We start from the raw sequence: 12090 nt of genomic DNA, 5'->3' as shown, positions 1-12090 counted from the left end.
AATATAGCTCTGTTCTGGGGCTTCCGGGCGCCCTGGCGCCCCCGCGGTACGCCAAGGCGGCCCCTGAGCCCTCCCCGAGGGGAGGCGCGGGGAAGGGCTCAGTTCAGGAGGGCCATCCGGCCGGCCTCTTCGACTTCCTGGACAAGATCGAAACGCGGGTCCCGGTAGCGCCTGGCGCCGAACCCGGCCCGCTTGATGGTCCACTCCAGCTCGTACGCCCAGCGGTCCTGGGCGGCGCAGAGCCGGCGGTCCGCGCCATCGAGAAGCAGTATGAGCTGGGCCTTGCATAGCAGGAGGGCGTTGGTACCGTGGAAGTGCATAGGAGACTCCTTTTCGGTGGCTTCGACTGGAGCTCTCAGGCCGGGTCGTCGGTGGCAGCCTTCGACCCGGCCTTTTCCTTGCTTCGTCGCAAGGACGTCTTCGGGTGTGGGGAACGGCGCCTTTGCCGGATAGGGAGCCCGGGCCGGACGATCATCGGCGGGCTCAGTGATCTTCGATGTAACCTTCCTGCTTTGATGGTCGCTCAGAAGACATTTGTCTGCAAGACGTGACGTAAGAAATCCCCCCCGTATGCGTGCAATAGCGTCTGCAATTTGCATACGATGGGACCGGTCCCTCCGATAGGGGCCGACCAGCCCAGCGCGAGTTGTAGGGGACGGTGGTCGGGATGGCGGATTTCGAGTCGCCCAGCCCCCGGCGCCGACGCCTCGGGCAGGAGTTGCGCCGCCTTCGTGAGACCACCGAGATGACCGGTGAGGAAGCGGCGAAACTCGTGGGTTGGTCCGCCGCGAAGCTCAGCCGCATCGAGAACGCGAAGACGCTTCCCACGGAGGACGACGTCGTCAAACTGCTCGACCTGTTCGGGATCGACGCCGTCGTCTTAGGGGATGTACTCACTCTCCGTAAGAACGCCACCCAAAAGGGCTGGTGGGAGAAATATAGCGCGGCCCTTGACCAGGGCTATATCGCCTACATCGGGTTAGAAGCGGAAGCGACCGTGATGCGTAACTGGGAACCGCAGGTGGTTCCCGGCCTCCTCCAGACGGAGGAGTACGCACAGGCGCTTCTCGGCAACGTCATCCAGCCGATCAACCAGATTCCACCGGTCTGGTCGAACGCGCGAGTGGAGGCGCGGATAAGGCGCCAGCACACGCGCCTGTTCACCCAGGAACCGCTGATGCTGCTGACCGTCATCGACCAGGCGGTGCTGACCCGCATGGTCGGCGATCCCGCGGTCATGCGAAAGCAGCTCCAGCACCTGGCGGAGATCTCCGAGAGGGAGCACGTGGACGTGCGGGTCATCACTCGCGCGACTCAACTGCCTATGGCCACGGGTCCCTTCGTGCATTTCACGTTCCGTGACGTCCCTGACGCCGTCTACCTGGAAGACCTCTTGGGTGGCCGGTTCATCGACGGAGCGGAAGGCGTCTTCGTGTATGAGCGAGCCTTCGAGCACCTGGCGAAGGCCGCGCTGAGTGAGCTCGCGTCGCGGCAACTCATCAAGGAAACGATGGCGCACTGGGCGGCCTAGGTCAGGGTGCCTAGGGGGCGCCTGGCCGGCGGTCGTCGCCGCGCGGAGATGGACGATAGTTGAACACGCATGGCGTGGACTGGAAGAAGAGCTCATGGAGCATCAACGGCAACTGTGTCGAGGTCGCGCGCCTCGGCAACGGCTCCGTGGGGGTCCGCGACAGCAAGGACCAGGAAGGGCCGGCGCTGTTCTTCACGGCGGATGAGTGGACCGCGTTCGTGAAGGGCGTCAAGGGCGCCGAGTTCGACTTCTAGCACGAGATATAACGGCTCCGATGTCTTCCACCGGAGCCGTCGCCGGATTCTCGCCAGCCGTGTTCTCTCGCGCCGGCCGACCAGATCTGTCCAGGGTCCTGTCGGCCAGCCGATATTCCGGATTGCTAGATCATCCGTATGCCACGCCATGCTACAACGCACTGAGCTTCCCGATGTTCTTCGCTCTGACCAGCTAAAACGCGAAATTTCGACCTTCAGAGTAGTTCCATCACGTTTGTAACCTTGAGAGATTGCTCGCACACGTTCATCCTGGTATCGGTTTCGACGAAAAGGGGTGGGCAGTGCTGGATTCCGACCTGTCCAAGGCCGTCTGGCGCAAGAGTCGCCGCAGCGCCAATGGGAACTGCATCGAGGTGGCCCAGCTGAACCTCACGCATGTGGGCATCAGGGACAGCAACGATCGGAGTGGGGTGGCTTTGATCGTGTCCGTGGAGGATTGGCGGGCCCTTGCCGCCGGGATCAAGGATGGGGAGTTCGATTTCTGAGGGCCCTTGAGGGGCCCTCAACCATGACTGGCCCGCGTCTCCCCGGTGGGGACGCGGGCCAGTCACGTGCCGAGGGCCCTTTACCTGACTACAAAGATCTTGAACCGTTCCAGTCTGGTGGAGGGCAAATCGGGTCATATCGGGTTTGATCCGCCCGTTGGGGCGTCCGAGATGGCATGCTCAACGTCGTGAAGAGCCATTTGGTCACCGTGCTCGCCCTTGCTGTCCTCGCGCTGGGCTGCAGCGCGGCCGAGGGGGAGCCGGTCTCCGATTCGGCCACGGAGGCGCCCGAGGTCACGGCCACCGCGTCCCCGAAACCGCAGCGTAAGCCGTTCACGATCGCGTTCGGCGGGGACGTGCACTTCGAGGGCCTCCTGCGCAGCCGGCTCGACGCCAATCCGCGTACCGCGCTGGGCCCGATCGCGAAGGTGCTCAGCAAGGCCGACCTGGCCATGGTGAACCTGGAGACGGCGATCACCACGGCGGGCACGCCCGCGCCCGGCAAGCAGTACACGTTCCGGGCTCCGGCCAGCGCGTTCACGGCGCTCAAGGCGGCCGGGGTGGACGTGGCGTCGATGGCCAACAACCACGGCATGGACTACATGGACAGCGGGCTGCAGGACACGCTGGCCGCGATCAAGCGCAGCAAGTATCCGATCGTCGGGATCGGGAAGAACGCGGCGGAGGCGTACCGGCCGTGGCGGACCACGGTGAACGGGAACCGGGTGGCGATCATCGGGGCGACGCAGGTGCTGGACGCCGAGTTCATCTCGGCCTGGACGGCGACCGGCACGAAGGGCGGGCTGGCGTCGGCCAAGGAGGAGGCGCGGCTGCTCCAGGCGGTACGGCAGGCGCGGAAGAACTCCGACACCGTCATCGTGCACCTGCACTGGGGGACCGAGCTGCAGAAATGCCCCAACGAGGCGCAGCGGTCGCTGGCGCCGCAGCTGATCGAGGCCGGGGCCGACGTGGTCGTCGGCGGGCACGCGCACATCCTGCTGGGGGCCGGCTACCTCGGCAAGGGCTACGTGAGCTACGGGCTCGGCAACTTCGTCTTCTACAACTGGGGTCCGGACACCGGGCAGACCGGCGTGCTCACCCTCACCATCAACGGCCGCCGGGTGCTGAAGGACCAGTGGACCCCGGCCCGGATCAACGGCGGGATCCCGATCCAGGTCACCGGGTCCGCCGGGAAGCAGGCGGTGACCAACTGGCGGGCCCTGCGCGGCTGCACGGGCCTGACGGCAAAACCCGCCTAGTCGGGGTCACCAGAATTTCGGCACGCTGACATGGTGCGGGACACGTGTGGCGCACTACCGTCCCCTCATGACGCAGCGGTCTCAGTACATCCTCGACGTTCTCATGGCCGAGTTCGGGGACTCGATCGTGCGGGAACCGGCGGCCTTCCGGCGCAAGTTCCGCAAGATGGCGGCGACGCCGTTCGCCTTCTACCGGGGGAGCGCGTGCCTGTTCTACGCGGATCTGTCCGGTGAGCTGGCCGACGACTCCTACCTCGACGAGCTGACCCGCCGCGTCTGGATCCACGGCGACCTGCACGCGGAGAACTTCGGCACGTACATGAACGCCTCCGGGGTGCTGGTGTTCAACGTGAACGACTTCGACGAGGCGTACGTGGGGCCGTACACGTGGGATCTGAAGCGGTTCGCGGCGAGTGTGGCGCTGATCGGGTACGCGAAGGCGCTCTCCGATGACGTGATCAGCCACCTGGTGGGCGACTTCGCGCGTTCGTACCTGGGGGAGTTGCTGGGCATCGCGCACGGTGGGGACGACGCGATCGGGTCGCTCACGCTGGACACCACCTCCGGGGTGCTGCACCGGGTGTTGCAGACCGCGCGGCTGAACACGCGGGTGTCGATGCTCGATCTGGAGACCACGATCGACAACTTCGAGCGCCGGTTCACGATCACCGAGAGCAGGCTGACGGTGGACGCGATCACCCGGGCCACGGTGATCGACGCGTTCCAGGACTATCTGGGCACGCTGCCGGCGCCGCTCAGCCCGGTGGAGCACGTGATCAAGGATGTGGCGCTGCGGAAGGGCATCGGGATCGGGTCGGCGGGGCTGCCGTCGTACAACCTGCTGCTGGAGGGGCACACGCAGGCGCTGGAGAACGACGTGATCCTGTACATGAAGCAGGCGCAGGTTCCGGCGGTGGCGCGCTACATCACCGACGAGAAGGTGCACGGATATTTCCGGCATCAGGGGCATCGCACGGCGGAGTCGCAGCGGGCCCTGCAGGCGTACGCCGATCCGTGGCTGGGCTACACGGTGCTCAACGGGGTCGGGCAGCTGGTCGCGGAGGTCTCGCCGTACTCGGCGGATCTGGACTGGAGTGACGTCAACGAGCCGGCCGACCTGGCGTCTGTGGTGCGGGACCTCGGCAGGGCGGTGGCCCGGATGCACTCGGTCGCCGACGACGAGTCCAGCCACGACCTGGTCGACTTCTCCACCGAGGAGGCGATCGCGAGCGTGCTCAACGGCGACCACGACGGTTTCGTGGCGATGCTCGTGGAGTTCGCGCACACCTACGGCGCGCGGGCTCGGCAGGACCACCAGCTCTTCGTGGACCTTTTCCGCAACGGCCGTTTCGCCGGACTCTGACGCCCGCAAAAATGAGTAACTCGCCGGTAAGGCCTGACCCGTGCTGTGAAGAACGGGCAAAATGGGGACGTGTCCAGCCAGCCTCTTGACGACTGCGACGAGATGGAGAGCACCTCGTTACGCCGTCAGCCCACGCAGCGCCGCAGCGCACGCCGGGTCGAGCGCATGCTCGACGCGTGCGCCTCACTCCTGGACGAAGCCGGCTACGAAGCGCTGTCCACCACGCGCATCGCCGAACGCGCCGGCGTCGCGATCGGCTCCGTCTACCAGTTCTTCCCCGACAAACGCGCGATCAGCCAGGCGCTCACCCGGCGCAATGTGGAACTCTTCGTCTCCCGGGTCGGGCGTAAGTTCATGTCGGAGGATTTCGACGGCTGGTGGGGCGCGGTCGACACCATCATCGACGAATACGTCGACATGCACAGGACCGTGCCGGGATTCCGCTCGCTGCATTTCAGCGACGCCGTCGACCTCAACCTGCTCGACTCGGCCTCCGACAGCAACACGGTGATCGCCGGACGCCTCCGCGGCATGCTCCTCGACGAGTACGGCACCGCCGACAGCGCCCACATCGACCTGGCCGTCCTGGTCGCCGTGGAAGCGGGGGACGCCGTGCTCAAGCTCGCCTTCCGGCGCGACCCCGACGGCGCCCCCGAGATCATCGCCCAGGCCAAAGAACTGATCCGCAGTTACCTCTCCCGTCAACTCCGGGAACGGTACTGAAATCCCCGGCGATGGCCGGGTCGTCGCGTTTGCTGTAAAGAATCCGCCCGTCCGATCGGGCTTCCCGGAGATCGGCGCGCAGCCGTGCCAGTTCTTTCTTCGCCTGGTCGTACGCCTCGAATTTGGCGGAGGCGTACCCCGCGAAGCCCGGCAACACCGCGGAAAGTACGGCAGCGCACATCACCGTGAAGGTCGTCCGCTTGGATACGGTCATCAGCCGCCCCCTCACCTCGACGCACTTCAGGGTGCAATATGCCCGGTGCCTCCAGTGACACACGTTCCGTAAGAGGTCATGTGCGAATCGTGGCCAGACGAATGCCTGCCGTTGTCCAGCAAAAAACCCGGCTCTCTCGATAGCCTCATCCCTGTGGCACATGTGACGCGGGAGCAGCTTGATCGACTGCTCGAACAGGCCCTCCTTCTCGACGACCACGGTGCCCTCGCCCGTCAGCTGGACGTGCTGGCCGAGTCGTACGAGAGCGGCGAGGTGTCGAGGGCGGCGATCCTCGTCCTGGCGGCGGAGGAGTGGCGGCAGTCGGGCCAACCGGCGGCCGCGCTCGACCGTTTCCAGCGGGCGGCCGACGACGGCGGCGAAGTCCCGGTGGACCCGCGTGCGGGCATCGCGGACACCCTTTTCGAACTGGAGCGACCCGACGAGGCGCGGGACATGATCGCCGCGATCGGCGCCTCGGGCTGGACCCCGGCCACCGCGCTCACCATCGCGGAGACCCTCGTCGCGTACGGCGACCTGGACGGCGCGCACACCTGGGCGACCGACGGGGTGGACTCCTGCCCGCCCGGACTGCTCCGCGAGTCCCTGCTGAGGACCCGCTACCGCATCCGCATCGACCTCGGCCTGCCGGAGGACGACCTGGACGCGCTGCTCGACATCTCCCGGTAAAGGCGGACACGCGAACGAGGAGGCCACGCGGGCGCGCGGCCTCCTCGTCGATGTCCGGCCAGAGGTGTCCGGCCTGAGATGTCCGGCTTGGTGTGCCCGGCACCAGCCGCTCGCCGTTATCCGGCGCCGTCAACGCAGGTGACTCTCCTCGCCGCACCGGCGCCAAGAGTGACCGGGCTCATTCTGATCCGGGATTCCTAGGGCAGGAGTGCGTGGCCGAGCAGGCGTTCGGCGATGTCCGTCACCGTGAAGGCGTCCGGCAGGGCCGGGGTGGCGGGGAGCGAAGCGGTCTCGGGCAGCACCGACGCCGGCGGGAAGAGCTTCTTGGCGGGCATCGCCGGCGACACCGGCATGGCCGGGGCCGCGGGCAGCCCGGACGTGGCGGGAATGCCCGCCGCGAGGCCGCCCAGCTCCCCCGGCATGCCCTTGACGAGCATCAGGTTGGGCACGGGCGACTTCGGCGTGCCCGGCAGCAGCGGCACTCCCGGCAGTTCGGGCAGCGTGACCAGGGCGCTCGCGTCCGGCAGGCCCGGCACGTGGGGCAGCCCGGACAGATCGACCGTGCCGCCCGCCGTCCCCGCCTCGGCCACGTCGGTCAGCTCGGGCAGGCCGGGCAGCGCGAGCGCGCCAGAACCCGCCGCGACGCCCGCCGCGTCGGCGACGCTGAGCACGCCCGACGCCATCGACAGGCCGGGCAGCCCCGCCATCGCGGCCAGCCGGTGGACCCGCCTGCGCGGGTCGTGGTCGCACGGCAGCGCCGAGAAGACGCCCGTACGCCCCACGGCCACCAGCGCCGTGCCGACGGCCGCCCGTGCCCTGGGCCCGGCCGCCATCCCCGTCGTGGCCGTGACCCGATTAGCGATCTTGTTGCCGACCCCGATCACGGCCGTCCGCAGACAGCTGTCCGGCGCCGTGGCGGCCTGCGCCTGGCCGGCCCCCGCCAGCCAGCCCGCCCCGGCCACCGCCAGCACGGCACACCCACGTGCCGCGGCCTTCGCGGCCCTGGCAGGCCGCCCGATCTTTCGTGACACGCGTATCCCCCTGTTCGCGTACGGTAGTCCGACAAGCGCCGAACGTAGCAGCGGGGTTCGGGGCGGGGGCGGGCTTGCCCCAAGCGTGGCGAAGACCTTACGCGTCCCCGGCGGGTCGCGCCGGCTGACGATTCCACGGGTCCGGGCACGTCCGAGGCAGGGCGCGACCGGGCTGCCGGCACCGCTTACGGTTTCACGGGTCCGGGCGAGACCGGGCAGCCGGTGCCGCTTACGTTTTCACGGGTCCGGGCGGTGCGACGCTGGGGACCGGGGCCTGTCGGTGCCGCCTACTGTTCCGCGGAGTCCGGGAGGTCCGAGGCCGGGCGGACGATCAGGCTGTCGGTGCCGCCGTCGAGGTCTACGAGGACCTCGTCGCCGTCCCTGACCTGGCCGGACAGCAGCTCCTTGGCCAGCTGGTCGCCGATCGCGGACTGCACGAGCCGCCGCAGCGGGCGCGCGCCGTAGATCGGGTCGTAGCCGGTCAGGGTGAGCCAGTCGCGCGCCGCCGGGGTCACCGTCAGGGTGAGCCGCCGCGCCGACAGCCGCCGGGCCAGATGCTCCACCTGCAGGTCCACGATCTGCGACAGCTCCTCGGAGCCGAGCGCGTCGAACAGGATCACCTCGTCCAGCCGGTTCAGGAACTCCGGCTTGAACGCGCTCCGCACGGCCGTCATCACGGCCTCCCGCTTGGCGCCGTTCTCCAGCTTCGGGTCCACCAGGAACTGCGACCCGATGTTGGAGGTCAGGATCAGGATGGTGTTCCTGAAGTCGACCGTACGCCCCTGGCCGTCGGTCAGCCGCCCGTCGTCGAGCACCTGCAGCAGGACGTCGAAGACCTCCGGGTGCGCCTTCTCCACCTCGTCCAGCAGCACCACCGTGTACGGCCTGCGCCGCACGGCCTCGGTCAGCTGACCGCCCTCCTCGTACCCGACATAGCCGGGAGGGGCGCCCACCAGGCGGGCCACGCTGTGCTTCTCGCCGTACTCGCTCATGTCGATGCGGGTCATCGCCCGCTCGTCGTCGAACAGGAAGTCGGCCAGCGCCTTGGCCAGCTCGGTCTTGCCGACGCCGGTCGGGCCCAGGAACAGGAACGAGCCGGTCGGGCGGTCCGGGTCCGAGACACCCGCGCGGGCCCGCCGTACGGCGTCGGAGACGGCCTGGACGGCGGCGCGCTGACCGATCAGGCGCTTGCCCAGCTCCTCCTCCATGCGCAGCAGCTTGGCGGTCTCGCCCTCCAGCAGGCGCCCGGCCGGGATGCCGGTCCAGGCGGAGATGACCTCGGCGATGTCGTCGGGGCCGACCTCCTCCTTGACCATGGTCTGCTCGCGCTGGGCGGCGTGGGTGGCCTCGGCCAGCTCCTTCTCCAGGCGGGGGACCTCGCCGTACATGAGGCGGGCGGCCTCCTCGAACGTGCCGTCGCGCTGGGCGCGCTCGGCCGCGCTGCGGGTGTCGTCGAGCTGCTTCTTCAGGTCGCCGACCCGGTTGAGCCCGGCCTTCTCCTGCTCCCAGCGCCCGACCAGCCCGTTCAGGTCCTCCTGCCGGTTGGCCAGCTCCTCGCGCAGCTTCTCCAGCCGCTGCAGGCTGGCCTCGTCGGTCTCCTTGGCGAGGGCCAGCTCCTCCATCTTCATCCGGTCCACGGCGCGCTGCAGCTCGTCGATCTCGACCGGGCGGGAGTCGATCTCCATGCGCAGCCGGCTGGCCGCCTCGTCCACCAGGTCGATGGCCTTGTCCGGCAGGAAGCGGGCGGTGATGTAGCGGTCGGAGAGGGTGGCCGCGGCCACCAGGGCGCCGTCCGAGATCTGCACCTGGTGGTGGGCCTCGTACCGGCCCTTCAGGCCGCGCAGGATGGCGATGGTGTCCTCGGCGGTGGGCTCGCCCACGTACACCTGCTGGAAGCGCCGCTCCAGCGCCGGGTCCTTCTCGATGCGCTCGCGGTACTCGTCCAGGGTGGTCGCGCCGATCATGCGCAGCTCGCCGCGGGCCAGCATCGGCTTGAGCATGTTGCCCGCGTCCATCGCGCCCTCGGCCGCGCCCGCGCCGACCATGGTGTGCAGCTCGTCGATGAACGTGACGATCTGCCCGTCGCTCTCCTTGATCTCGTTCAGGACGGCCTTCAGCCGCTCCTCGAACTCGCCGCGGTACTTGGCGCCCGCCACCATCGCGCCCAGGTCGAGCGAGACCAGGCGCTTGTTGCGCAGGCTCTCCGGCACGTCACCGGCGACCATGCGCTGGGCCAGGCCCTCCACCACGGCGGTCTTGCCCACCCCCGGCTCCCCGATCAGCACCGGGTTGTTCTTGGTACGGCGGCTGAGCACCTGCACCACCCGGCGGATCTCGGCGTCCCGGCCGATCACCGGGTCCAGCTTGCCGTTCCTGGCCCGCTCGGTCAGGTCCACGCCGTACTTGGCCAGCGCCTGGTAGGTGTCCTCGGGGGTCTCACTGGTCACCCGGGCGTGGCCGCGCACTTTCTCGAAGGCGTCCAGCAGCGCGTTCGCGGTCGCGCCCTGGGCCTTGAGCAGGTCGGCCACCTGACCGCCGTCGGTGGCCAGGCCGACCAGCAGGTGCTCGGTGGAGACGTAGTCGTCCTCCAGCTGCTTGGCCCGCTGCGCCGCCGTGTTGAGCACGGTGAGCAGCTGCCGCGACGTGGCCGGCGCGCTGACCGTCGCCCCCTGCGCCTTCGGCAGCCCGGCCAGCAGGTGCTCGGCCTGGGTGCGCAGCACCTTCCAGTCCGTGCCCACGGCCTCAAGCAGCGGGACGGCCGTGCCCCCCGTCTGGGCGAGCAATGTGGTCAGCAAATGGGCGGGCGAGATCTCAGGATTGCCTTCGGCCGCGGCCCGGCGCATCGCCCCCGCCAGCGCTTCCTGGCTCTTCTGAGTGAGCTTGTAATCCACTTTAAATGGCCTCGCTTTGCTCGGCGGCCCGGCCGCTTCTCGGCCGGTCAATTCCTACAAACGACAAGGGAATTGAGTTAGGCGGGGGGAAGTTGGTAGCGGATCAAGGCGCGGATCATCGTGAGTTCGCTGCGCAGGCGGGACAGCTCGTCCCGCTGGCGCAGGTTCTCGGTCTCGAGTTCGAGGATGCGCTTGATCCCCGCGAGGTTGATGCCCTCCTCCTGGGAGAGCCGCTGCACCTCGCGCAGCAGGATGATGTCGCGGGTCGAGTAGAGCCGGCCGCGCCCGGCCGTACGGCCGGGGCTGACCAGGCCGAGGCGGTCGTACTGCCGCAGGGTCTGCGGGTGCAGACCGGACAGCTGGGCCGCGACGGAGATCACATAGACGGGGGTTTCATCGGACAGGTCGAAGAAATTGGCGTCCATCGGCTACTCGCTTCTGGCCTGCTTGATCAGTTCCTCGCGTAGGTCCACACCCTCGGTCGCGTCGCGGAACTCCTCCAGCGCGGCCCTGGCCTTGTCGTCCAGTCGCTCCGGCACGGTCACCTGCACGGAGACCAGCAGGTCGCCCTTGGTGCCGTCCTTGCGGGCGGCGCCCCGGCCGCGGACGCGGAAGGTACGGCCGTTCGGCGTGCCCTCCGGGATGCGGAGCGTGACCGGCATGCCGCGCAGCGTCGGAACCTTGATCTCGGCGCCCAGCGCGGCCTCGGGGAACGTCACCGGCACCGCCACGGTGAGGTTCTCGCCGCTGCGGCCGAAGACCGGGTGCGGCGTCACGTGCACCAGCACGTAGAGGTCGCCGGCCGGGCCGCCGTTCTCGCCGGGCGCGCCCTTGGCCTTGAGCTTGACCCGCTGGCCGTCGCTCACCCCGGCCGGGATCCTGGCCTGGATGTTCCTGGTGCTCTTGCCCCGGCCGCTGCCGTCGCAGACCGGGCAGGGGTCGTCCACCAGCAGGCCGCGGCCGCGGCAGTCGCGGCACGGCTCGGAGAAGGCGAAGTTGCCCAGGTTGCGGCTGGCCGCGCCGGTGCCCTCACAGGTGGGGCAGACCCGTGGCGTGGTGCCCGCCTTGGCCCCCGTGCCCGCGCAGGCGGCGCAGGCCGAGGAGCTGGTCAGCCGGAGCGAGACGGTCGCGCCGTCCACCGCCTCGGCGAACGACAGCGTCACCTCGGACTCGATGTCCTGGCCGCGCCTGGCCCGGCCGGCCGAACTGGGGCGCTGGCTGCCGCTCCGGTTGAAGATCCCGCCGAACAGGTCGCCGATGCCGCCGGCGCCCTGCTGGGTGGAGCCCCCGAACAGGTCGCCGAAGTCGAAGCCGCCCCGGCCGCCGCCCTGGTTGCGGGCGAAGCCGCCGAGCCCGGAGCCGAACAGCGTGCGAGCCTCGTCGTACTCCTTGCGGCGTTTGAGGTCGGAGAGCACGTCGTAGGCCTCGGAGACCTCCTTGAACTTCTCCTCGGTCTCCGTGTTGCCCTTGTTCGCGTCCGGGTGGTACTTCCGGGCGAGCTGCCGGTAGGCCTTCTTGATGTCTTCGGCGGTCGCGGTCTTGGGCACACCAAGGACGGCGTAGTAGTCCTTCTCCAGGTAGTCCTTGGTGCTCATCTACCGCTTCCTCCGGTTGTGCTGCCGCATATGTGG

At 68.8% G+C, this 12090-nt stretch carries 11 protein-coding genes and 1 pseudogene; 7 read left to right on the top strand and 5 right to left on the bottom strand.

The window, feature by feature from the left end:
• Positions 1-98 precede the first annotated feature (98 nt).
• On the bottom strand, positions 99-320 hold the full coding sequence (locus Aph01nite_RS03865) for a hypothetical protein (protein ID WP_204039310.1): 222 nt from the start codon (positions 318-320) through the stop codon (positions 99-101).
• A gap of 347 nt (positions 321-667) precedes the next feature.
• On the opposite strand from Aph01nite_RS03865, the gene Aph01nite_RS03860 reads away from it, so the two are divergent.
• From Aph01nite_RS03860 to Aph01nite_RS03830, 7 genes are all read left to right on the top strand, one after another.
• On the top strand, positions 668-1531 hold the full coding sequence (locus tag Aph01nite_RS03860) for a helix-turn-helix domain-containing protein (RefSeq protein WP_204039309.1): 864 nt from the start codon (positions 668-670) through the stop codon (positions 1529-1531).
• A gap of 59 nt (positions 1532-1590) precedes the next feature.
• The gene (locus Aph01nite_RS03855; protein ID WP_204039308.1) at positions 1591-1785 is read left to right on the top strand and encodes a DUF397 domain-containing protein; all 195 of its coding nucleotides are present in this window, start codon (positions 1591-1593) and stop codon (positions 1783-1785) included.
• A gap of 302 nt (positions 1786-2087) precedes the next feature.
• Complete coding sequence (locus Aph01nite_RS03850) at positions 2088-2291, top strand: DUF397 domain-containing protein (RefSeq protein WP_204039307.1); 204 nt, start codon at positions 2088-2090, stop codon at positions 2289-2291.
• 188 nt (positions 2292-2479) lie between these two features.
• On the top strand, positions 2480-3550 hold the full coding sequence (locus tag Aph01nite_RS03845; RefSeq protein ID WP_239161378.1) for a CapA family protein: 1071 nt from the start codon (positions 2480-2482) through the stop codon (positions 3548-3550).
• 67 nt (positions 3551-3617) lie between these two features.
• Positions 3618-4913: a DUF2252 domain-containing protein gene (locus Aph01nite_RS03840; protein ID WP_204039305.1), complete on the top strand. Its 1296-nt coding sequence runs from the start codon at positions 3618-3620 to the stop codon at positions 4911-4913.
• Positions 4914-5078: 165 nt separating this feature from the next.
• Entirely contained in the window at positions 5079-5636 is a 558-nt protein-coding gene (locus tag Aph01nite_RS03835) for a TetR/AcrR family transcriptional regulator (RefSeq protein WP_204039369.1), read from the top strand.
• 367 nt (positions 5637-6003) lie between these two features.
• Positions 6004-6537, top strand: a complete 534-nt coding sequence (locus tag Aph01nite_RS03830) for a YfgM family protein (protein ID WP_239161377.1) — start codon at positions 6004-6006, stop codon at positions 6535-6537.
• Between the two features lie 197 nt (positions 6538-6734).
• On the opposite strand, the gene Aph01nite_RS03825 is transcribed toward Aph01nite_RS03830, so the two are convergent.
• The 4 genes and pseudogenes from Aph01nite_RS03825 to dnaJ form a co-directional block, all read right to left on the bottom strand.
• A complete protein-coding gene (locus Aph01nite_RS03825) occupies positions 6735-7568 on the bottom strand; it encodes a hypothetical protein (RefSeq protein ID WP_204039303.1) in 834 nt (277 codons plus the stop codon).
• 287 nt (positions 7569-7855) lie between these two features.
• Positions 7856-10459: an ATP-dependent chaperone ClpB gene (clpB, locus tag Aph01nite_RS03820; RefSeq protein ID WP_204039302.1), complete on the bottom strand. Its 2604-nt coding sequence runs from the start codon at positions 10457-10459 to the stop codon at positions 7856-7858.
• Between the two features lie 166 nt (positions 10460-10625).
• Positions 10626-10884: pseudogene (locus tag Aph01nite_RS03815) on the bottom strand (heat shock protein transcriptional repressor HspR); the annotation flags it as partial.
• Between the two features lie 3 nt (positions 10885-10887).
• Positions 10888-12054 carry a molecular chaperone DnaJ gene (gene dnaJ / locus Aph01nite_RS03810; protein WP_204039301.1) on the bottom strand — a complete coding sequence of 389 codons (1167 nt, stop codon included), beginning with the start codon at positions 12052-12054 and terminating at the stop codon, positions 10888-10890.
• Positions 12055-12090 lie beyond the last annotated feature (36 nt).

The organism is Acrocarpospora phusangensis (assembly GCF_016862995.1).
Taxonomy (GTDB): Bacteria; Actinomycetota; Actinomycetes; order Streptosporangiales; family Streptosporangiaceae; genus Acrocarpospora; species Acrocarpospora phusangensis.
This window is presented reverse-complemented; position numbering and strand designations above follow the sequence as displayed.